The organism is Blautia sp. HA9023, from assembly GCF_056504095.1.
Genome location: NZ_JBWLUR010000006.1, coordinates 89,404 through 110,774 on the forward strand (window position 1 = coordinate 89,404; position 21,371 = coordinate 110,774).

Genomic DNA, 21,371 nt, shown 5'->3' on the forward strand with positions numbered 1-21,371 from the left:
ACAGCATCATTTCAAAGTTATCATATGTACCGGATCTTAACTGTATGACCGGTTTACGATTACTCTGCTGCCTGAACAGATCTCTTTGTAACATCGTTCTGGTTCTTGTACGGATCTGGTCTGAACAGAAGGAAGAGAATGATTGCCACAAGGATCAGAGCAACGATCGTTCCAATTCCGAAGGATCCGGCACCTGTAACAACAAGACCAATCTGGTATACACAAAGTGTTACAACATAAGCAAAGATGTTCTGGAAGAGAATTGCAAACCAGAACCATTTTCTGGACTGCATCTCATGTGCCATTGTAGAAATAGCTGCAAGACACGGAGAGTCAAGCAGGTTGAAGAGCAGGAAGGAAAATGCTGCTACTGCTGACGGGAACCATGCTTTGATCGCTGCACCAACGATCATGGTATCTTCTGCATCATCACCAGCTACGTTTGCAAGAACACCCATTGTACTAACGATGGACTCTTTTGCGGAGAATCCGGAGATGGATGCTGCAACCGGCTGCCATTTACCGAATCCAAGAGGAGCAAAGATCGGAGCAAGGATACCACCAAGTATAGCCATGATACTGTCGTTGCTGTCCTCAACAAATCCGATTCCGCTTCCTGTTGTACCAATGCTGGAAAGAACCCACATGATAACAGTTGCAAGGAAAAGAATTGTACCGGCTTTGATGATGAAGCCTTTCAGTCTCTCCCAAACGTGAAGCAGAACTGTCTTTGCAGACGGAATATGGTACTGTGGAAGCTCCATTACGAACGGAGCAGGTTTACCGGAGAACGGTTTTGTTTTCTTCAGGATGATGGCAGATACAAGAACTGCTACAACACCGATGAAGTACATCAGTGGTGTGATGAAACCAGCTGCTACATAGTCACCGGTTACATATGCTGTCATGATACCACCCATAAGAGCGATAACAGGAAGCTTCGCACCACAAGGAATAAATGTTGCTGTCATGATTGTTAATCGACGGTCGTTATCAGCCTCGATTGTTTTGGAAGCCATGATTCCAGGGATTCCGCAACCAGAGGAGATAAGGAGCGGGATAAAGCTCTTTCCGGAAAGTCCGAAATGACGGAATACACGGTCCATGACGAATGCGATACGAACCATGTAACCGCAGTCCTCAAGGATGGAAAGGAACAGGAACAGGATCGCCATCTGCGGAACGAATCCAAGTACTGCACCAAGACCACCGATGATACCATCAGATACAAGGCTTACCAGCCAGTCAGCAACGCCGACACCGCTGAGTCCATCAGCTACAACACCCTGGATGGTTCCGACGAAACTGTCGTTTGTCCAGTCTGTTACCATGGTACCAACTGTTGTTACAGATACATAATAAACGATGAACATGGTAAGGATAAAGATCGGAAGACCAAGGATACGGTTTGTTACGATACGGTCGATCTTATCGGAAACAGTCATCTTATTTCCGCTTCTCTTAACGTTTGCGGAAACAACTTTCTGGATGTACTGATATCTTCCATCTGTTACGATACTCTCTGTATCATCATCTTCTGCTTTCTCAAGGTTGGAAGCGATCTCTTCGATCTTGGACTGAGCAGAAGCCGGAAGGTTAAGACCTTCTTTTACCTTGCTGTCTCTCTCGAGAAGTTTTACTGCATACCATCTCTTGTTCTCCTCAGAGATGTTTGCAGGAACAAGGCTCTCGATCTCGTTTACAGCTTTCTCAACTGCCTTCGGGAACTCCATCTGTTTGGATGGTACTCTGTGCTGGTTTGCACATTTGATTGCCTCATCAACAACCTCTTTAAGTCCTGTTCCCTTAAGGGCGGATGTCTCAACGATCGGGCATCCAAGTGCGGAGCTTAAACCTTTTACATTGATGTGGATGTTGTTCTTCTTCAGAAGATCCACCATGTTAAGAGCGATAACAACCGGGATACCGATCTCAAGAAGCTGTGTTGCAAGATACAGGTTTCTCTCGATGTTTGTTGCATCCACAAGGTCGATAATCACATCCGGTTTTTCTTTCAGAAGGTAATCACGGCTGACAACCTCCTCAAGTGTATACGGGGAAAGTGAATAGATACCTGGAAGGTCTGTTACAGTTACATCCTTCTGGTTTTTCAGTTTACCCTCTTTTTTCTCTACAGTAACACCTGGCCAGTTACCAACGTACTGGTTAGCGCCTGTAAGAGCATTGAACATTGTAGTCTTACCACAGTTCGGGTTTCCGGCAAGAGCTATTGTTACAGACATTTTTCATCCTCCTTTTTTCAGATCAGAGCATGATGCTCTGTCATTTTTCGAAGTTTATTTCTGTTTTACTTCTACACATGCTGCGTCATGCTTACGCAGGGAAAGCTCATAACCTCTGATGGTGATCTCAACCGGATCTCCAAGAGGAGCTACCTTGCGGATATAAACCTCGCTGCCTTTTGTGATTCCCATGTCCATGATACGGCGCTTGTAAGCCGGGTCGCCGGTGATCTTGGAAACAACTACTGTAGAACCTACTGCTGCATCACGTAAAGTCATTTCTCTTTTCCTCCCTGTTTATATTCCAAATCCATATGATGATCTCCGTCTGCTTTCGCTTCCAGAGACCATAAAAACTGCTCATCTCCCGGAGCAGTTACAGTAAAACAGGCCCCTCTGGTCTGTCTGCTGTTCATTTTACGGAACGTGCCGCATTCTTCTTACAGCACTTCACATCCATAATCTATCCTCAACTGTACTTCATACAGTCTTGGGCAAATCTATTACCGGGCGCTGCCGCACACAGTCCGGTTACACCATTATGTGTCTGGCCATTTCCTTATTAACCGCAACTCTGGAATCCTTGATATTTACGATCAGATTGCCGTCAAACTGGGAAATAACTGTCACTTCCGCATTCTCAACAAAACCAAGGCCTGCAAGAAATCTTCTTGTGTCTTCTGCTCCGGAAATACGCTTAATTGTGCCAGTATCACCTGACTGCAAAAATAAAATCGGCTGCATAGAAGTTCCTCCGTTTCTTCCTATTAATTAGCTTCATCTAATTAGTTAATTCTAACTCATAGGTTAGTGTATACTAAGTTTTTTCGAATGTCAACCCCCAAAATGAAAAAAGTTAATCAAGATTAAATTTTTATAAAAAAGCATAAAAAGAATTCCTGTATTTTGAGATATTTCTACCTGCCGGACAGGCACTTCTCTTTTTACAGGAATTCTTTTATAATTTTCTGATATTATCTTTTAATGGATCTGATCATCCAGCAATTTCAGAATCAGATTTTCTGTCTCATTGATTCCATAACTTGCACTGTTGATGCACAGGTCATAGTTATCCGGCTTGCCCCAGTGGGCTCCACCATAGAAGTTATAATACTTTCTGTGCTGGCTGTCCATCTTCTTCAGGAAGCGGACCGCCTGCTTCATATTCATCTTTCTTACATCCATGACATGCTGGACACGGATGGCAAAAGGCGCCGTGATAAACAGGCTGATATGTGGAATGTGATTGTTCTTCAGGATCGCATCCGCACATCGTCCCATGATGATGCAGTCCTCTTTTGATGCTAGGTCACAGATCAGGTCACTCATGTTAAAAAATACTGCGTCCTGTTTCGGAAGTCCGTGATATCTGTTAAATTCCCGGAACCATTCCCGTGGATCAAACTTATGCTTCTTCTCATATTTATTGAAATCCGCAAAATATTCCGCATCATTGACCGCACCTTTTTCCGCCTCAAGACGTCTTAATACCTGGTCAAAGATCTCCACGTCATAATAGTTGATCCGAAGTTTATCTGCCAGACCGAAACCGATATCATTGCCGGCGCTTCCCTGTGTACGGCTGATACAGATGACCAGATGATCGTCCTCGGAAATTTTTTCCCTGCGCTTGATCATATGATTCAGCGCCACACGTTCCTTATCCATGATATCCGTAGCAACAAAGGTCTCCGGCAGCGTAAGGATCTCCTGAAAGATCTCATCATATTTCTTCATCAGACGGCTTTTTTCGTCTTTATCCTTGATGGTTCTGGCCATGTTACTGATCAGGGCCATCTCGCTTCGAAGAAGATGCCCGTCCGGTTTGGTATACATCAGGGCACTTAAGTTACGGATGGTACCTTCTCTGTCACCGGTAAAGGTACGTCCAAGGGAAGATCCTACGCTTTTATAAACCTCGCCATCCAGTTCATAAAGTCTGGTAGCAAGTTCTCTGCATTTCTCTCGAATGTTATTATCCTGCATATTGATCCTCCTCCCTTATAAAAAGAATACCAGCATATCGATGATGAACACCGGTACCAGGAAACAAATGGACCATCCCATGTATCCAAAGAAGGACGGCATGTTGATACCATTTTCGTCAGAAAGTGTCTTGACCATAAAGTTCGGAGCATTGCCGATATATGTATTGGCACCCATAAATACGGCACCACAGGAAATCGCGGAAAGAAGTTTTACAGGAACCGTTCCCAGTGTGGTTGCGATTCCACTTGTAAATCCAAGGGTTCCCGCTGTAGTCAGAAATACCAGATAGGTCGGTGTATTATCCAGGAAACTGGACAGTGCTCCTGTCGCCCAGAACATCTGGTACGGCTCGGTAATTCCAAGATTCGGTCCCACTGCTTTCAGAAGCATCAGGGCAGGCTGCATGGTGATAAAGATTCCGATAAAAAGTACCGCAACTTCTTTGATCGCACCCCAGGTAAAATGGTTTCGCACACGGATCTTTTTGTCCGTTGTCTTAAAGGACAGAAATGCTGCTGCCAGGATCAGGATGATCTCAATGATTGACGGGAAGCTTAATGTAACCTCACCGAAAATATGGATTCCTCTTACATTGCCTGCTGCATCCTGAAATGCCGGCATACTCGGAAGCATACCACTTAAGATAACGCCTACAACGATCATTACAAGGAAAATGATGTTGTGAAGTCCATCGATCTTGAACTCTGTTCCCGGTTTGCTGATGTCCGGTTTACGTCCCTCTGCGATATCTCTCTTGTAAGAGCGCATGTCCAGATGATAGAACACAAACAGAAGGATCACCATATTAAAGAGCAGTACCGGAAGAAGGTGCAGGCTCCAGAAGAAAGGAACTCCCCGCATGAATCCCATCAGAAGGGGCGGGTCACCGATCGGTGTCAGGCAGCCACCCATGTTTGACACCATAAAAATGAAAAAGATCATAATGTGGCCTTTTCTCTTTCTCCAGGAATTCATTTTGATCACCGGACGCACCATCAGCATACTGGCTCCGGTGGTTCCAATACAGCTGGAAAGCAGAGTTCCCAGTGCAAGAAGTCCTACATTTACTCTTGGCGAACCCGCAAAATCGCCCTCAACCGTAATGTTACCGGATACACAGAACAATCCGAATAACAGGATGATAAATGTAAGATAGTCATTAATTACGCACTCAAGTACTGTTTCCGCAGTTTTTCCGGCGCCGTATACAAATGCGAACGGAATGACCATAAGAACGATCCAGAACGCAACCACGATCGGCTGATGTGACTCCCACCACTCACCTTTTACCAGCGGCATCACTGCAACACACAGAAGAAGGCCCGCAAACGGAATACAAAGCCACACCGGCACGCTTGATACTGTCTCACCGTTTCCAGCCGCCCATACACCCACAGGGCATGACAGGATTACTGTCAGAAAAGTACACATGACGGTTAATAATTTCTTCAAAATATTCACCCCTCACATAAATTTTTTAACCAGTGAAATTATAACATATGGCGTTTTAAAATCAACTGTGTGGATGTGCAATTTATACTCAGATCTGCTCATTTTTTTGTGCATTTTGTTGGTGTGTTGTGACGACTTTTGTTTATTTTTTAACACACAACCAGATTTTTGAATACTGTTTGATATGTCTGTTATATATTTTATATATATTGATGCTGTGATGTGTTTACGTTTCGGCAGGCATGACTCCTCATATCCGAAATCCTGTTTTTACTGCAGGACACCATTTTCTGTGGAACAAAAAAACAGCAGTATCTTTCCCTGGCCGGTTATCTGCCAACCAAAAAATACTGCTGTCCTGTATCAGGATTTCCCTGAACTATGATCTTTCGTTTTTCTGCTCCTGAAGCCTGCTTTGGGCTTCCCTCGCCAGAAGATCTCTGTTATTTATTCCATGCACTCGTCAAGGATCTCGGCCATTTTGTCAATATCCTCTTTTGTGATCACAAGGGGAGGAACAAGACGGAGAACGTCGCTTCCTGCTGAGATCACAAGGAGACCTTTTGCAAGAGCTTTTTTCACTACATCTCCTACCGGGCGTCCTTTGATCACGATACCCTGCATGAAGCCTTTGCCTCTTCTTACTTCCGCACATTCATGTTTTGCAACCAGTTCGTCCAGTTTTTCCTCCAGATACGGGGTCAGGCCCTGTACATGAGAAAGGATCTGGTCTTTTTCGAAGATATCAAATACCTTGCTGACCGCCGCGCATACAAACGGATTTCCACCGTAAGTGGTTCCATGATCGCCTGGCTTCAAGGATGCTGCCGCTGCTTTCTTATTCAGAACAAAAGCACCTACCGGAACACCGCAGCCAAGAGCTTTGGCACAGGTCATGATATCCGGCTGTACGCCGTATGCCTGCCATGCGAAATAATGTCCTGTACGTCCCATACCACACTGGATCTCGTCCAGGATCAGGATGATATCTTTCTCATCACAGAGCTTACGCAAGCCTTCCAGGAACTCTTTGGTAGCCGGGTAAATACCTCCCTCGCCCTGTACAGTCTCGGCGATGATGGCACAGGTCTTGTCTGTAACCTGAGCTTTTACGCTCTCAAGGTCATTGAAATCCGCAAATTTTACGCCACCCATCAAAGGCTCAAAAGGCTCTCTGTAGTGTGCAGTACCTGTCACGGAAAGTGCACCGATGCTGCGGCCGTGGAAAGAATGGTTCATGGCAATGATCTCATGATCTGCATGGCCATCTCTCTCGTAGGCATATTTCTTGGCAGCTTTCAGAGCACCCTCGATAGCCTCTGTACCACTGTTTGTGAAGAATGCTTTTTCCATATGGCTTGCCTGTACAAGCTTGGCACCTGCATCAATGATCGGCTCATTGTAATACAGGTTGGAAATGTGCATCAGTTTGTCGATCTGGGCTTTCAGCGCTTCGTCATAGCCCGGATAATGATAACCCAGGGCATTTACAGCGATACCTGCCGCAAAATCCAGATATTCCTTTCCTTCGGAATCATAGAGGTGACAGCCCTGGCCTTTTTCAAAAACTACCGGAAAACGGTTATATGTATGAAGAATACTGGCCTCAGATTCTTCCATCAGTTCATTCATGCTCATTGTAATATTTCTCCCCATCATCTTTTAAAATTGCGGTACCAATACCTTTGTTTGTAAAGATCTCAAGCAGTAAGCTGTGCGGGATCCTTCCATCCAGGATATGGACTCTGTTTACACCATGCTCGATGGCATCGATGCAGTTTTTCAGTTTCGGAATCATTCCGCCGCCGACAGTACCATCGGAGATCAGGTTCTCAGCCTCATCTACACGAAGTTCGGAGATCAGAGTGGACGGATCGGAAGCGTCTCTGTATACACCTTCAATATCGGAAAGGAAGGCAAGTTTCTCTGCATTGACCGCCTCTGCAATAGCGCAGGCTGCATCATCTGCGTTAATGTTGTAGGAATCAAAATTCTCGTCAAAACCGATTGGGAATACGATCGGAAGGAAGTCTCTTTCCAGAAGGTCCTGGAGGATCTTTGGATTGACTTTTGTGACTTCACCTACGTAGCCGATGTCCTCGCCTTTGGAAAGTTTCTTTTTGCACTGGAGAAGACCACCGTCTTTACCGCTGACACCTACAGCCTGAACGCCGAGAGATTCTACTAAAGTAACAAGTTCTTTGTTGACTTTTGCGAGAACCATCTCTGCGATCTCCATGGTGTCTTTGTCTGTTACACGGAGACCGTTTACGAAACGAGGCTCCATGCCAACTTTGCCCACCCAGCGGCTGATTTCCTTGCCGCCGCCATGGACGATGATCGGTTTGAAGCCAACCAGCTTCAGGAGGACTGCGTCCTTGATGACGTTGCGTTTTAATTCTTCATCAAGCATAGCGCTTCCGCCGTATTTGATGACTACAATTTTGCGGTTAAACCGCTGAATGTATGGCAGGGCTTCTATGAGAACCTCTGCTTTGTCAAGATATTTCTGATTCACCATATGGGTATCTCCTTTTTTTGAAAAATGATATGGGTTGAAAAAGGTTTTTTTGTTGTATGTTGGACGTTTTTTCTTTATAAATTATAGTTTTGTCTCAGCTGATAGCTGTGGGATTTGCGAGGAGGGGAAGCACTCGGAGTTCCGAAGGCCGTTTCCCCTCCTCGCGCTCCTCCCCTCCGGCCACGGAGAACGGGCTGTTGCCCGCATCGCGGGCAAAGCGCCTACTGCGGATAGGCTGCCGCAGGCAGCCACCTCCGACGCGCTTTCGCCGAAGGCGAACAGCCCGTCAGTCTGCCTTTGGCGACTGACGGGCAAACTGTCACGATTTTCCAAGGCTCCCGCCCTGAAGTTCCTCACGTTCGTCACTCAGTCTTCGTCAACTAACGTTCAACACACCACAACCAAGCGTGCCCAACGGAGGGGGTTCTTAGGGGGAGCGTGCGGGCTTCGCAACTCCGAGCTCGCTCCCCCTAAGGGTTTTCTCAGCTTACAAACTGAAACAAAATTACATATAAAATCCACCATAAAAAACCATTCTACAGAGCTCTTACATCAAGAACGATAATCCGCATTGATTTTTACATAATCATAAGTAAGGTCGCATCCCCATGCGGTTGCACTGGCCTCGCCCATCTTCATATCAGCAATGGCTGTCACAGCGTCTTCAGAGAGGATCTTTGTAGCTTCCTCTTCACTGTATCCTGTAGAAACTCCATTTTCAATGATCTTGATTTTCCCTGCTTTGCTCTCAAAGTAGAGATCCACTTTTTCCGGGTCGAACTGGACTCCGGAGTAGCCGAGGGCGCAGAGGATTCTTCCCCAGTTTGCGTCGTGGCCGTAGATGGCTGCTTTTGTCAGGGAAGAGGTTACTACGGATTTACTTAAGGTTACGGCTTCTGCCTTGGTGGCTGCGCCGATGACTTTAACCTCGAAGAGTGCGGTTGCGCCTTCTCCGTCGCCTGCGATCTTTTTGGCGAGGGTTGTGTTTACGTAGTTGAGGGCTTTTTTGAACTCTTCATAATCTGCATTTTTCTCTGTGATCTTTGGATTGCCGGCCTGACCGTTTGCCAGGAGGAGGACGGTGTCGTTTGTGGAGGTGTCTCCGTCAACGGATACCATGTTGTAGGTGTCCTTGATGTCCTCGCTGAGTGCTTCCTGAAGAAGTTCCTTGGAGATGTCCACATCGCTGGTGATAAATCCAAGCATTGTGCACATGTTCGGGTGGATCATTCCAGAACCTTTGCACATACCGCCTACGGTTACGGTTTTTCCGCCGATCTCGATCTCTACAGCTGCCTCTTTCTTCTCGGTGTCGGTTGTCATGATGGCTTTTGCTGCCTCAAGACCTGCTTCGCGGCTTCCATCAAGTTTCGGAGCCATGGCTTTTACTCCGTTTGCGATACGGTCGATCGGAAGCTGCATTCCGATGACACCTGTGGATGCTACCAGCACACTGTCTTCCGGGATTCCCAGGCTTTCGGATGCTGCTTTGGCTGTTTCCTTACAGTAGCCAAAACCTTCCTCACCGGTACATGCGTTGGCGATTCCGCTGTTGCAGATCACGGCTCTTGCGCCCTGATGATTGTATACAATGTCCTGATCCCATCTTACAGGAGCTGCTTTTACCACATTGGTCGTGAATGTTCCTGCAGCCACACAGGGAACTTCACTGAATACCATGGCCATATCGGTACGGCCTTTATATTTGATCTCTGCTGCAGTTGACGCTGCCTCAAAACCTTTTGCGGCTGTTACGCCGCCGTCGATGATCTTCATATTCTATGTCTCCTCTCGTCTGAAATCCTCTGTGTTTTACGGGCACATCGGGATCTGTTTCAGTCCTTCGTTCTCGTCGAATCCAAACATCAGGTTCATGTTCTGAACGGCCTGTCCTGCGGCACCTTTTACCAGGTTGTCGATGGCACCCATCATGATCACTCTCTTAGTTCTCGGATCGATCTTGAAGTTTACATCTACAAAGTTGCTGCCTTCCACGTTTCTTGTCTGCGGGCATACATCTTTATTCAGCACACGTACAAAGAACTCATCTTTATAATATTTGTCATAGGCCGCTTTTACTTCCTCATAGGTAACATCCTTTGTCAGGGAAGCATATGCAGTTACCAGGATTCCTCTGTTCATCGGAACAAGATGCGGGGTAAAATTGATCAGCACTTCCTGTCCGCATGCGTATCCAAGCTGGTCCTCGATCTCCGGTGTATGTCTGTGTGTGGCAACGCCGTAAGCTTTAATACTCTCGTTTACCTCGCAGTAAAGATTCGGGACTTTAGCTCCTCTTCCGGCTCCGGATGTTCCGGACTTGGCATCAATGATAATAGTGTTCGGATCAATGAGGCCTTCTTTTAATAGCGGATAAATGGACAGTGTGGAGCATGTCGGATAGCATCCCGGGTTGGCGATCAGTCGTGCCTTTTTGATGTCCTCACGGTTGATCTCGCAGAGACCGTAAACAGCCTCGTCGATAAACTGTGGTGCCTTGTGCTCGATTCCGTACCATTTCTCATATTTCTTCACATCTTTAATACGGAAGTCCGCGCTTAAGTCGATCACCTTACATTTGGAAAGGATTTCTTCATTAATAAGGGATGCACAAAGACCCTGCGGAGTTGCGGTAAAGATCACATCCACCTCGTCTGCAAGTGCTGCCATGTTGTCATCCATACATTTGGCATCCACCAGTTTGAAAAAGTTCTGATAAATATCTGCATACTGCTGATCTATGTAGCTTCGGGAACCGAACCATTTGATCTCAACGTCCTTGTGTCCAAGAAGAAGTCTTACGATCTCATTTCCTGCGTATCCTGTCGCACCGATAATTCCTGCTTTAATCATCTTTCACATTCCTCCTCTGCCGTATCTCTTACGGCTTAAGTAAAAAGGCGTTCCTCATATGTCCGCCTTGTCAATGGATAGATTATACATCTTCTCTGCATATTATGCAATAGTCATTTTCTTTGATTTTTCACGGTCTTTTCTGTTTTCCCTGTATTTTCTTATAATATTACCCGTTTTTTGATGCATTTTTATGCAAAAATTTTTTTATATTTTTCAAATTATCTCTTGCATATTTATAAAATCTGGTGTATATTAAGCCATGTCGACAGGACATCCAAAAATTTTGTTTTGTCACATATGAATATTTATTCACTCTGGTAAAGTTATAAAACAGCATAATTTTTCCAGATAACGTAAAAAAATTCACCGTCCCGGAAATGTCCGGAGCGATACAAAATTTCAAAAAATCCCAGGAGGACATATATTATGAAAGAAAAAGTTGTTTTAGCGTATTCCGGTGGTCTTGATACCACAGCCCTGATCCCGTGGCTGAAAGAAACATTTGATTATGACGTTGTCTGCTGCTGTGTAAACTGCGGACAGGGAAACGAGCTGGACGGTCTTGAAGAGAGAGCAAAAATGTCCGGTGCTTCCAAATTATATATTGAAGATATTGTTGATGAGTTCTGCGATGATTTCATCATGCCATGTGTAGAGGCCGGTGCTGTATATGAGCATTCCTATCTTCTCGGAACTTCCATGGCTCGTCCGGTTATCGCCAAGAAACTGGTTGAGATCGCACGTAAAGAAGGCGCTGTTGCAATCTGCCACGGTGCTACAGGTAAAGGAAATGACCAGATCCGTTTCGAACTTGGTATCAAAGCTCTTGCTCCGGACATCAAAATCATCGCTCCATGGCGTATGACAGATCTGTGGACCATGCAGTCCCGTGAAGATGAGATCGAGTTCTGTAAAGCTCACGGCATCACTCTTCCGTTCGATGCAAGCCACAGCTACAGCCGTGACAGAAACCTCTGGCACATCAGCCACGAGGGACTGGAACTTGAGGATCCTTCCCAGGCTCCGAACTACGATGACATGCTTGTATTAAGCGTAACACCGGAGAAAGCTCCTGATAAAGAAACAGAAGTTACCATGACATTTGAGCAGGGTGTTCCGAAAACTCTCAACGGAAAGGCAATGAAAGTTTCCGAGATCATCACTGAGCTGAACAAACTTGGCGGCGAGAACGGTATCGGTATCGTTGACATCGTTGAGAACCGTGTTGTTGGTATGAAATCCCGTGGTGTTTATGAGACTCCTGGCGGAACAATCCTGATGGCAGCTCATGACCAGCTTGAGGAGCTGATCCTTGACCGTGAGACAATGGAAGCCAAGAAGAAACTGGGCAGCCAGTTTGCACAGGTTGTTTACGAGGGAAAATGGTACACACCACTCCGTGAGGCTATCCAGGCATTTGTTGAATCCACTCAGAAATATGTTACCGGTGAAGTTAAATTCAAACTTTACAAAGGAAACATCATCAAGAATGGTACAACTTCTCCATACAGCCTTTACAATGAGTCCCTTGCTTCCTTCACAACCGGTGATATGTATGACCACCACGACGCTGACGGATTCATCACTCTGTTCGGTCTGCCGCTGAAAGTTCGTGCTATGAAGCTTGCAGAAGTTAAGAACAACCAGAATCAGAACTAATTTTGCCGGACACGGTTCCGACAGATCATAAAAATGCCCCGGGAAGCTATCTGAAGTTCCCCGGGGTCTTTTCTTATATATCGCTTTGACCACATAATACGCGAAAGGATTCTTTTATCATGAACACACAGAAAATGCCTCTGAAAAATTCTCTCTGCCTGCTTCTGGCCGCTACCATCTGGGGAATCGCCTTTGTCGCCCAGAGTGTAGGCATGGAATATGTAGGTCCTTTTACTTTTAACGGCGTCCGTTCCCTGATCGGTGCTGCTGTTCTGGTGCCGGTGATCTTTCTCTTAAACCGCTCCAAAGATACAGCTTCTGCCGCGGCAGATCCCTCAACATCAACAACCACATCTTCTCCATACAAAACCCGCGATCTCTGGATCGGCGGTATCGCCTGCGGCATAGCACTTTTTGCAGCCAGCAACTTCCAGCAGTTCGGCATCAAATATACAACGGTAGGAAAAGCCGGCTTCATCACAGCCTGCTATATTGTCATTGTCCCGATTATCGGACTCTTTCTGAAAAAGAAATGCAGTCCCTTTATCTGGACAGCTGTTGTCATGGCACTGATCGGACTTTATCTTCTCTGCATCACGGACGGTTTTTCCATTGGTCTCGGAGACGTCCTGGTGCTGGTGTGTGCGTTCCTGTTTTCTCTGCACATTCTGGTCATTGACTATTTTTCCCCGAAAGCAGACGGAGTAAAACTTTCCTGTATCCAGTTCCTGGTCTGCGGGATCCTGTCCATGATCCCGGCTCTTGTCCTGGAACATCCGCAGATTTCTTCTATCCTCACTGCATGGCTCCCCATCCTGTATGCCGGCATTATGTCCTGCGGCGTTGCCTACACTTTGCAGATCGTAGGCCAGAAAAATGTCAATCCAACGGTAGCTTCTCTGATTCTTTCCCTGGAATCCTGTATCTCCGTACTTGCAGGCTGGGTCATCCTTGGACAGAAGCTTTCCGCAAAAGAGCTTCTTGGATGCGTCATCATGTTCGCGGCTATCATCCTGGCACAGCTGCCGGAGAAATCTTCTGCGAAATAGGCAGATAAACAATAAAGTGCATGAAAAGTTATCACGCTTCTCATGCACTTCTTTTTTATCTTTCATTGGCTTTCACTGCCGCCCCGTGTGGATACTGGCCGGTCACTTCATTTACTCCGCTGCTGCTTCGTCTCTCTTAATAAAGTTATTATAATGCGCCTTGATCTTCTCAAAGCTCTCCTGGCTGATATCGTGCTCCATCTTGCAGGCATCCTCCAGTGCGATCTCCGCAGGAACTCCAAGTCCCTCCAGCATCTTGGCAAGTACGGTGTGTCTCTCATAGATCTGGTTGGCGATCTCTGCGCCCTTCTCCAGAAGTGTCACAGTACCGTAACGGTCCATGGCAATATATCCGTCCTCACGGAGAAGCTTCATCGCATGGCTGACACTTGGCTTAGAAACGCCAAGTCTGGTAGCAATATCAATGGAACGAACCCCTCCGCCCTTCTTCGATAAAACCAGAATTGATTCCAGGTAATCCTCTGCTGACTGTCTGATTTCCATATAAAATCCTCCCTACAAAAATTTAACTCTATATAGACCCTCTAAAGGGATCTGAATTGCATTCTCGCCCCTATTTTACAGGTGAATATTAACTTTTAATATACCGCTTAAAGGATGTTATGTCAAGTATTTCACACATATTTGTCTTGACATTAAAAATATTTTCCCTGATAATACTATCTGAACAATACATCTGTTCTGTAGCAGCCCGGAACTTTTTTCCAGGGGTGCTATCTTTTTGAACAGTAAAAAGAAAGGAGTTTTTTTATGCTCAAAACCCTGCTGGCCCAGGTCAGGGAGTTTAAAAAGGCATCGTTTCTTACGCCTTTTTTCATGATCCTGGAAGTTCTCTTTGAGACTCTGATTCCCCTGGCCATGGCTTCCATTATTGATAAGGGTGTGGAAGCCGGAAATATTGGCCATATCTACCGGATGGGTGGAGTTATGGTAGTTCTTGCCCTGTGCGGACTCTGGTCCGGCGTCATGGGCGGAAAATACGGAGCACTGGCCTCCACAGGCTTTGCCAGAAACCTCCGAAAAGCCATGTACACCAACATCCAGACCTTTTCTTTTTCCAACATCGACAAATACAGCACTGCCGGCCTGATCACCCGTCTTACCACAGATGTGACCAACCTGCAGAATGCCTATCAGATGATCCTGCGTATGTGTACCCGTGCACCGGCCAGCCTGATCTGTGCCATGGTCATGGCATTTCTCATCAACGCCAAACTTGCAAGCATTTATCTGATCGCGGTGATCTTCCTCGGTGCCTGTCTGATCTTTATCATGCGGAAAGCAACGAAATATTTCCAGACTGTGTTCCGCAAATACGATGACCTGAACGCAAGTGTCCAGGAAAATATCGGTGCCGTCCGTGTTGTCAAAGCCTATGTCCGTGAAGACTACGAGATCAGCAAATTTCAGAAAGCCTGTAACAAAGTATACGAAATGTTCTTAAGTGCCGAGAAGATCGTTGTTATGAACATGCCTCTGATGCAGTTTACCGTTTACGCCTGCATCCTTGGAATCAGCTGGCTTGGCGCAAAAATGATCGTGGGCAGCACGCTTACTACCGGTGAGCTTATGAGCCTTCTCACTTACTGCATGAACATTCTCATGAGCCTGATGATGCTCTCCATGGTTTTTGTTATGGTGACCATGAGTATTGCCAGTGCCGAGCGTGTTACGGAAGTCATCAACGATACTGCTGATATCACTGACCCGGAGAACCCGGTAACAAAAGTTCCGGACGGAAGCATCGTCTTCGACCACGTAAACTTCAGTTATAAGAAAGACAGCAAAGAACCGGTCTTAAAAGACATCAACCTTTCCATCCGCTCCGGCGAGACCATCGGAATCATCGGCGGTACCGGAAGTGCCAAATCCAGTCTTGTCAACCTGATCAGCCGTCTTTATGACGTAACGGACGGTTCTGTTCTTGTGGGAGGCATCGATGTCCGCAAATACCACCTGGAATCTCTCAGGAACCAGGTTTCCGTTGTCCTTCAGAAGAATGTCCTCTTCTCAGGAACCATTCTGGAAAATCTCCGCTGGGGTGACAAAAACGCCACGGAAGAAGAATGCCGCCGTGCATGCCAGCTTGCCTGCGCTGATGATTTCATCGAAAAAATGCCGGATAAATACAATACTTTCATTGAACAGGGCGGTTCCAACGTTTCCGGAGGTCAGAAACAGCGTCTCTGTATCGCCCGTGCTCTTCTGAAGAAACCGAAGATACTGATCCTGGACGATTCCACCAGTGCGGTAGATACTGCCACAGACGCAAAAATCCGCCGTGCTTTTGCAGAAGAGATCCCGGATACCACCAAGCTGATCATCGCCCAGCGTGTTTCCAGTATCCAGAATGCAGACCGCATCATCGTTATGGACAACGGCGAGATCAACGGATTTGGTACCCATGAGGAACTTCTTAAGACCAACGCCATTTATCAGGATGTATTCAATTCACAGACCGGCGGTGCCGGTGATTTTGACGAGGGAGGTGATCCGGCTTGAAAAAACAGAACATGAAAGGTCCGGGTGGTCCTGGACCGAAAGGCATGGGAGCGCCGGAACAGCCAGGAAAACTTCTGGGACGCCTTTCCCGTTATATTTTTAAGAACTACAGTATCCATATCGTGATCGTGGTGATCTGCATTTTTGTCAGCGTTCTTGCCAATGTACAGGGAACCATGTTCATGAAAACCCTGATTGACCAGTATATCATGCCTCTTCTTAAGGCAGATACACCGGACTTCGGGCCTTTAACTGCTGCAATCGCACGTGTGGCATGTTTTTACGCCATCGGTGTTATTGCCACCTATACTTATAACCGTATCATGATCAATGTTTCCCAGGGAACTTTACGTAACCTCCGAAACGACATGTTTGCAAAAATGGAAACACTTCCCATCAAATATTTTGATACCCACGCACACGGTGATATCATGTCCATCTACACCAACGACATTGATACCCTGCGCCAGATGATCAGCCAGAGTTTCCCGCAGCTGCTTTCCAGCGTGATCACCATTGTCAGTGTTCTTGTAAGTATGCTGATCCTCAACGTTCCGCTTACTTTCGTGACTCTGCTTATGGTTGCCATTATGCTGACTGCCAGCCGGAAACTTGCGGGCCTGAGCGGAAAATATTTCCTGGAACAGCAGACAAACCTTGGTATTGTCAACGGCTATATCGAAGAGATGATGGAAGGACAGAAAGTTGTCAAAGTCTTCTGCCATGAGGACGAAAGCATCCAGAAATTCGATGAGCTGAACGACCAGCTTTTTGCCAGCGCAGACAACGCCAACCGTTTTGCCAACATCCTGATGCCTGTAGTTGGCCAGCTTGGAAACGTCAGCTACGTGATCTGTGCCATGGTTGGCGGTATCCTTGCCATCAATGGCATCGGAAACTTCACTCTTGGCGGACTTGCCAGCTTCCTGACTTTCAACAAGAGTTTTAACATGCCCATCAACCAGGTCAGCCAGCAGTTCAACAGTATTGTTATGGCCCTTGCAGGTGCCAAACGTATCTTTGATCTTCTGGATGAGAAATCCGAAGTGGACGAAGGCTACGTTACTCTTGTCAACGCAAAAGAGGAAAACGGCGTTCTCACCGAATCCGAGAAACGTACCGGCCGCTGGGCATGGAAACATTTCCATAAAGCTGAGGGTACCACGGATTATATCGAGCTGAAAGGTGACATGGTTCTGGAGGATGTGGATTTTGGTTATAACTCCAACAAGATCGTTCTTCATGACATCAACATGTATGCACAGCCGGGCCAGAAGATCGCTTTTGTAGGATCTACCGGCGCCGGAAAAACAACCATCACCAACCTTCTGAACCGTTTTTACGACATTCAGAAAGGTAAGATCCGTTACGACGGCATCAATATCACCAAGATCAAAAAAGACGATCTTCGCCGTTCCATGGGCATCGTTCTTCAGGATACCAACCTGTTCACGGCAACCGTTATGGAAAACATCCGCTACGGAAAACTGGATGCCACAGATGAAGAGGTCATCGCCGCAGCAAAACTTGCCAACGCTGACGGTTTTATCCGCAGGCTTCCACAGGGTTATAACACCCTTCTCCGTGGAAACGGTGCAAACTTGAGCCAGGGCCAGAGACAGCTTCTCTCCATCGCCCGTGCAGCTGTTGCAGATCCGCCTGTCCTGATCCTGGACGAAGCCACCAGTTCCATTGATACCCGTACCGAAAAACTGGTACAGGATGGTATGGATAAGCTGATGGAAGGCAGGACAACCTTCGTGATCGCCCACAGACTTTCCACAGTACGTAACAGTGACTGTATCATGGTCCTGGAGCAGGGACGTATTATCGAGCGTGGTTCCCACGAGGAGCTGCTTGCTCAGAAGGGCCGGTATTATCAGCTGTATAATGGCTGATCCTGGCCTCCCGGTTATTTCCGGGCAAAAATATTTCAAGGCAGAAAAAACATGCAGGGTACATCTTTGTGGGATGGCTCTGCATGTTTTATTTTTCCGTAATCTTTCTTCCATTTTATCTCTGCACTTCTTCTGATGATTCTTTTATGATATAATTTTTTCGTTGATTTTTTAGAAAGGGGTTTCTGCTGAATTCTGAATTACAACAAAATTTCAGAACTACGGCGGATTAAATTCAAATATATGAAACAGGCTGAAGAATATTATTACGGCAGAATGCCAAAAGATAAACAGAACGTGTACCGCGCAATGCTTCACGGACTTATGGAACTTTCCGATGAGTTTCTGATCCCACAGGTTCCCACTACCGACGGAAACTGGCTCTATGATGTGTTTTTCCAGCTGAGACTGGATCATCCGGAGATCTTCTGGGCCGTGGGGTTCAAATACCGCTATTACAAAGATTCTCCAAATCTGATCCTGATCCCTGAATATATCTTTGACAAGAATAAGATCCGGGAACACCAGAAAGCTCTGGGCGCCCGCGTAGACAAGCTTGTACGCCCTGCCATGAAGCTTTCCGAGTGGGATAAGGAAAAATATGTCCATGACTTTATCTGCGAAAACATCCGCTATGACAAGCTGAAAAAGCCATACTCCCACGAGATCATCGGGCCTCTTGGACACGGCGTAGGCGTCTGCGAGGGAATCGCCAAATCTGTAAAAGTGCTCTGCGATGCCCTCGGTGTCTGGTGTATCATCGCCATCTGCGGAAACAATCCGGAAAAAGGGATCAAATACCGCCACACCTGGAATATTGTCCGGATTAACGGACAGTACTATCACCTGGATGCCACCTTCGACAATACCCTTGGCAAAAACGAGGACGGTTCTGTCAGCATCCGCTACGATTATTTTAATCTGGATGACAAAAATATCTTCCGTGACCATGAGCCGCTGATCGCTCCTGCGCCCTCCTGCCCCGACGGAAGCCACTTCTACTACCGCGAGAAAAAGCTTTCCTTTACCAAGCTGGAAGACGTCTACAAACGCGCCCTCCAGGCCGCCAAAAAAGGCCGTGAATTCACGTTCCACTGGAGAGGCGGATATCTCACCCGTGAGATCCTCGCCGACCTCGTAGACCAGATCCAGACCGCTGGAAAGACCCGGGATAAAAAAGCCATCATCACCCTCAACTGGCCCCAGGCTGTGCTCCGGTTTCACTTTGTGGAGCAGCAGGCGGAAGGAAAGGTGTTTATTGAGGAAGTGAATGAGGGGGAGAAATTGTAATTTGATTTAAAAAATTTTATAGAGCCAAATGCCACAGATCATTACCGATACATCTGTGGCATTTTATTATGAGTATTATTCTGAAAATACAAAAGACCTTCTATAAACCAAATTTACAGAAGATCTCTTAATAAGTGCGGATAACAGGACTTGAACCTGCACGATTGCTCACTGGTACCTAAAACCAGCGCGTCTGCCAATTCCGCCATATCCGCATATTCAATTGTTGCCATCACTCTGTCTGATGGTAAAAAAATAACGGAAAGCAAATGCTTTCCGCTAATGAGGCATCGGGGATTCGAACCCCGGACAACTTGATTAAAAGTCAAGTGCTCTACCGACTGAGCTAATACCCCATAAAAAAGGACTGGGCTAGCTGGATTCGAACCAGCGAATGCAGCAGTCAAAGTGCTGTGCCTTACCGCTTGGCGATAGCCCAATGGGCGAAGGGTGGATACAGGGATTCGAACCCTGGGCCTCCAGAGCCACAATCTGGCGCGCTAACCAACTGCGCTATACCCACCACAACGTGCCTGAAGGGATTCGAACCCCCGACCCACGGCTTAGAAGGCCGTTGCTCTATCCAGCTGAGCTACAGACACATGCTCTCTTTTCAGAGAAGCGGGTGATGGGAATCGAACCCACGTATCCAGCTTGGAAGGCTGGTGTTCTACCATTGAACTACACCCGCATGCTTGCGGTAATAAGTTTACAGCAGTCGGGGTGACAGGATTCGAACCTGCGGCCTCCTGGTCCCAAACCAGGCGCTCTAGCCAAACTGAGCCACACCCCGATGTACCATTTACTTATGGTCTTTATTAAGTTTTTGTCGCTGTTGCTTTTCTCTTGCCTGACGACAAGTGATATTATATTATAGTTTTTTACAAATGTCAACACCTTTTTTGAATTTTTTTAAAAAAACTTTTTTTCACGTTTTTTCCGTCTATTCAAAGGTTTTCCTGTCATTTGCGACTTGCTTATGGTATCATAATCCTGATAATAAAGTCAAGAAGAAAATCTGGAAAATTAAGGAGATGTTTTTATGGATATAAAGTTATTTCAGCAGAAGCTCAATGAAATCTGCACCATCGCAGAGGAGAACGGCAAACAGCTCTCCCAGCAGCAGATCCGTGAGCATTTCGATGAATCTGATCTGAGCACTTCACAGCTTGTAAAGATCCTGCAGTATCTCAAATTAAAAGGTATCACTATCGAAGGTGCCGAGGAAGCAGCCAGCGCTGCGGCGGCAGCAAATACCTCCTCTGAATCCGGAAGCGAGGAAGAACTTCCAGGCACCCGTGCAGCCCTTACAGCTGAGGAACAGGCTTACCTCAGTGACTATATGGAAAGTTTTTCCCCGGAAGGGCTTGATTCCGACGATCTTGCTTCCCTCTTCCAGGCCTTTGCAAAGGGTGACACCGCTGCCGAAGGTGCTCTGACCCAGTTCTACATGGCCCAGGCAGCCCAGATGGCCGCTGAACTGAACTGTGAGGAGATTTACCTGACTGACCTCATTCAGGAGGCGAATCTGGCCCTTCTGGCGGCTCTTAAGGAAACAGAACCCCAGCAGAAGAACGACGCCTGGATGCGCGGCCGTATCCGCAGCGGAATCCTCCATGCCATCGAGGAACAGACCCAGCAGAAATTCCGTGATGACTATCTGGTATCCAAGGTAGAAAATCTTGAATCCGCGGTAAAAGAGCTCACAGACGATGACGACACCACCAAATTCACCATCGATGAACTCGCCGTAATCCTGGATATGAATGTGGACGAGATCCGGGATGTGCTTCGGCTTACCGGGGATGATAAATAAGATCTTATATTATAACGAAAAAGCCTCAGTACATGCATAGCACCAACAACTTACCTGCTGCCTGTGTTATACCTG

Annotated in this window: 17 protein-coding genes and 7 tRNA genes; 6 read left to right on the top strand and 18 right to left on the bottom strand. The window is 46.6% G+C overall.

Annotation, left to right across the window (positions count from 1 at the left end):
- Positions 1 to 59: 59 nt before the first annotated feature.
- From feoB to argC, 10 genes are all read right to left on the bottom strand, one after another.
- Positions 60 to 2,243, bottom strand: coding sequence for a ferrous iron transport protein B (feoB, locus tag AC04Q6_RS04570; RefSeq protein WP_119247805.1), 2,184 nt, complete (start codon positions 2,241 to 2,243; stop codon positions 60 to 62).
- Positions 2,244 to 2,297: 54 nt separating this feature from the next.
- Entirely contained in the window at positions 2,298 to 2,522 is a 225-nt protein-coding gene (locus AC04Q6_RS04575) for a FeoA family protein (protein WP_118062707.1), read from the bottom strand.
- Entirely contained in the window at positions 2,519 to 2,659 is a 141-nt protein-coding gene (locus AC04Q6_RS04580; RefSeq protein ID WP_178087477.1) for a hypothetical protein, read from the bottom strand. The genes AC04Q6_RS04575 and AC04Q6_RS04580 overlap by 4 nt, the downstream gene beginning before the upstream one ends.
- 115 nt (positions 2,660 to 2,774) lie before the next feature.
- Positions 2,775 to 2,987, bottom strand: a complete 213-nt coding sequence (locus tag AC04Q6_RS04585; RefSeq protein ID WP_118169814.1) for a FeoA family protein — start codon at positions 2,985 to 2,987, stop codon at positions 2,775 to 2,777.
- A gap of 237 nt (positions 2,988 to 3,224) precedes the next feature.
- Complete coding sequence (locus tag AC04Q6_RS04590; protein WP_118062709.1) at positions 3,225 to 4,229, bottom strand: cytidylate kinase-like family protein; 1,005 nt, start codon at positions 4,227 to 4,229, stop codon at positions 3,225 to 3,227.
- Positions 4,230 to 4,244: 15 nt separating this feature from the next.
- Positions 4,245 to 5,684, bottom strand: coding sequence for a sodium:proton antiporter (locus AC04Q6_RS04595; RefSeq protein ID WP_119247804.1), 1,440 nt, complete (start codon positions 5,682 to 5,684; stop codon positions 4,245 to 4,247).
- Between the two features lie 447 nt (positions 5,685 to 6,131).
- The gene (locus AC04Q6_RS04600; protein WP_118062711.1) at positions 6,132 to 7,322 is read right to left on the bottom strand and encodes an aspartate aminotransferase family protein; all 1,191 of its coding nucleotides are present in this window, start codon (positions 7,320 to 7,322) and stop codon (positions 6,132 to 6,134) included.
- Complete coding sequence (gene argB, locus AC04Q6_RS04605; protein WP_118062712.1) at positions 7,309 to 8,205, bottom strand: acetylglutamate kinase; 897 nt, start codon at positions 8,203 to 8,205, stop codon at positions 7,309 to 7,311. The genes AC04Q6_RS04600 and argB overlap by 14 nt, the downstream gene beginning before the upstream one ends.
- A 552-nt stretch (positions 8,206 to 8,757) precedes the next feature.
- On the bottom strand, positions 8,758 to 9,981 hold the full coding sequence (gene argJ / locus AC04Q6_RS04610; protein WP_118169808.1) for a bifunctional glutamate N-acetyltransferase/amino-acid acetyltransferase ArgJ: 1,224 nt from the start codon (positions 9,979 to 9,981) through the stop codon (positions 8,758 to 8,760).
- A 36-nt stretch (positions 9,982 to 10,017) separates the two neighbouring features.
- The gene (gene argC, locus AC04Q6_RS04615; RefSeq protein WP_021976394.1) at positions 10,018 to 11,058 is read right to left on the bottom strand and encodes an N-acetyl-gamma-glutamyl-phosphate reductase; all 1,041 of its coding nucleotides are present in this window, start codon (positions 11,056 to 11,058) and stop codon (positions 10,018 to 10,020) included.
- A 429-nt stretch (positions 11,059 to 11,487) separates the two neighbouring features.
- Between argC and AC04Q6_RS04620 the strand changes: the two genes are divergently transcribed.
- Together AC04Q6_RS04620 and AC04Q6_RS04625 are read left to right on the top strand one after the other, a co-directional pair.
- The gene (locus AC04Q6_RS04620; RefSeq protein ID WP_021976393.1) at positions 11,488 to 12,720 is read left to right on the top strand and encodes an argininosuccinate synthase; all 1,233 of its coding nucleotides are present in this window, start codon (positions 11,488 to 11,490) and stop codon (positions 12,718 to 12,720) included.
- 119 nt (positions 12,721 to 12,839) lie between these two features.
- A complete protein-coding gene (locus AC04Q6_RS04625; RefSeq protein ID WP_118169806.1) occupies positions 12,840 to 13,769 on the top strand; it encodes a DMT family transporter in 930 nt (309 codons plus the stop codon).
- 111 nt (positions 13,770 to 13,880) lie between these two features.
- Here AC04Q6_RS04625 and AC04Q6_RS04630 read toward each other — a convergent pair whose 3' ends face one another.
- Positions 13,881 to 14,273, bottom strand: a complete 393-nt coding sequence (locus AC04Q6_RS04630) for a metal-dependent transcriptional regulator (protein WP_021976391.1) — start codon at positions 14,271 to 14,273, stop codon at positions 13,881 to 13,883.
- A 267-nt stretch (positions 14,274 to 14,540) separates the two neighbouring features.
- Here AC04Q6_RS04630 and AC04Q6_RS04635 point away from each other — a divergent pair, with 267 nt between their 5' ends.
- The 3 genes from AC04Q6_RS04635 to AC04Q6_RS04645 all read left to right on the top strand — a co-directional run bounded on the left by AC04Q6_RS04635 (position 14,541) and on the right by AC04Q6_RS04645 (position 19,480).
- Complete coding sequence (locus tag AC04Q6_RS04635; protein ID WP_021976390.1) at positions 14,541 to 16,292, top strand: ABC transporter ATP-binding protein; 1,752 nt, start codon at positions 14,541 to 14,543, stop codon at positions 16,290 to 16,292.
- 11 nt (positions 16,293 to 16,303) lie between these two features.
- Positions 16,304 to 18,190 carry an ABC transporter transmembrane domain-containing protein gene (locus AC04Q6_RS04640; RefSeq protein ID WP_476389657.1) on the top strand — a complete coding sequence of 629 codons (1,887 nt, stop codon included), beginning with the start codon at positions 16,304 to 16,306 and terminating at the stop codon, positions 18,188 to 18,190.
- 243 nt (positions 18,191 to 18,433) lie between these two features.
- Positions 18,434 to 19,480, top strand: a complete 1,047-nt coding sequence (locus tag AC04Q6_RS04645; protein ID WP_118062716.1) for a transglutaminase domain-containing protein — start codon at positions 18,434 to 18,436, stop codon at positions 19,478 to 19,480.
- A gap of 135 nt (positions 19,481 to 19,615) precedes the next feature.
- Here the strand turns inward: AC04Q6_RS04645 and AC04Q6_RS04650 are convergent.
- The 7 genes from AC04Q6_RS04650 to AC04Q6_RS04680 all read right to left on the bottom strand — a co-directional run bounded on the left by AC04Q6_RS04650 (position 19,616) and on the right by AC04Q6_RS04680 (position 20,273).
- A tRNA-Leu gene (locus AC04Q6_RS04650) sits at positions 19,616 to 19,695 on the bottom strand.
- A 68-nt stretch (positions 19,696 to 19,763) separates the two neighbouring features.
- Positions 19,764 to 19,836 (bottom strand) — tRNA-Lys (locus AC04Q6_RS04655).
- Positions 19,837 to 19,847: 11 nt separating this feature from the next.
- A tRNA-Gln gene (locus AC04Q6_RS04660) sits at positions 19,848 to 19,919 on the bottom strand.
- Positions 19,920 to 19,929: 10 nt separating this feature from the next.
- Positions 19,930 to 20,003: transfer RNA gene (locus AC04Q6_RS04665), tRNA-His, on the bottom strand.
- A gap of 5 nt (positions 20,004 to 20,008) precedes the next feature.
- Positions 20,009 to 20,082, bottom strand: a tRNA-Arg gene (locus tag AC04Q6_RS04670).
- An 18-nt stretch (positions 20,083 to 20,100) separates the two neighbouring features.
- Positions 20,101 to 20,171 (bottom strand) — tRNA-Gly (locus AC04Q6_RS04675).
- A 27-nt stretch (positions 20,172 to 20,198) separates the two neighbouring features.
- A tRNA-Pro gene (locus tag AC04Q6_RS04680) sits at positions 20,199 to 20,273 on the bottom strand.
- Between the two features lie 249 nt (positions 20,274 to 20,522).
- Between AC04Q6_RS04680 and AC04Q6_RS04685 the strand changes: the two genes are divergently transcribed.
- Positions 20,523 to 21,296 (top strand): RNA polymerase sigma factor region1.1 domain-containing protein, encoded by a 774-nt coding sequence (locus AC04Q6_RS04685; RefSeq protein ID WP_119247802.1) that lies wholly within the window; start codon positions 20,523 to 20,525, stop codon positions 21,294 to 21,296.
- The last annotated feature ends 75 nt before the right edge of the window (positions 21,297 to 21,371 follow it).

Coding starts and splice junctions, on each gene's coding strand:
- feoB (WP_119247805.1), bottom strand. CDS start 2,243: ATGTCTGTAACAATAGCTCTTGCCGGAAACCCGAACTGTGGTAAGACT.
- argB (WP_118062712.1), bottom strand. CDS start 8,205: ATGGTGAATCAGAAATATCTTGACAAAGCAGAGGTTCTCATAGAAGCC.
- AC04Q6_RS04635 (WP_021976390.1), top strand. CDS start 14,541: ATGCTCAAAACCCTGCTGGCCCAGGTCAGGGAGTTTAAAAAGGCATCG.
- AC04Q6_RS04625 (WP_118169806.1), top strand. CDS start 12,840: ATGAACACACAGAAAATGCCTCTGAAAAATTCTCTCTGCCTGCTTCTG.
- AC04Q6_RS04640 (WP_476389657.1), top strand. CDS start 16,304: ATGAAAGGTCCGGGTGGTCCTGGACCGAAAGGCATGGGAGCGCCGGAA.
- AC04Q6_RS04590 (WP_118062709.1), bottom strand. CDS start 4,229: ATGCAGGATAATAACATTCGAGAGAAATGCAGAGAACTTGCTACCAGA.
- argC (WP_021976394.1), bottom strand. CDS start 11,058: ATGATTAAAGCAGGAATTATCGGTGCGACAGGATACGCAGGAAATGAG.
- AC04Q6_RS04600 (WP_118062711.1), bottom strand. CDS start 7,322: ATGAGCATGAATGAACTGATGGAAGAATCTGAGGCCAGTATTCTTCAT.
- AC04Q6_RS04575 (WP_118062707.1), bottom strand. CDS start 2,522: ATGACTTTACGTGATGCAGCAGTAGGTTCTACAGTAGTTGTTTCCAAG.
- argJ (WP_118169808.1), bottom strand. CDS start 9,981: ATGAAGATCATCGACGGCGGCGTAACAGCCGCAAAAGGTTTTGAGGCA.
- AC04Q6_RS04630 (WP_021976391.1), bottom strand. CDS start 14,273: ATGGAAATCAGACAGTCAGCAGAGGATTACCTGGAATCAATTCTGGTT.
- AC04Q6_RS04645 (WP_118062716.1), top strand. CDS start 18,434: ATGAAACAGGCTGAAGAATATTATTACGGCAGAATGCCAAAAGATAAA.
- AC04Q6_RS04685 (WP_119247802.1), top strand. CDS start 20,523: ATGGATATAAAGTTATTTCAGCAGAAGCTCAATGAAATCTGCACCATC.
- AC04Q6_RS04580 (WP_178087477.1), bottom strand. CDS start 2,659: ATGAACAGCAGACAGACCAGAGGGGCCTGTTTTACTGTAACTGCTCCG.
- AC04Q6_RS04585 (WP_118169814.1), bottom strand. CDS start 2,987: ATGCAGCCGATTTTATTTTTGCAGTCAGGTGATACTGGCACAATTAAG.
- AC04Q6_RS04620 (WP_021976393.1), top strand. CDS start 11,488: ATGAAAGAAAAAGTTGTTTTAGCGTATTCCGGTGGTCTTGATACCACA.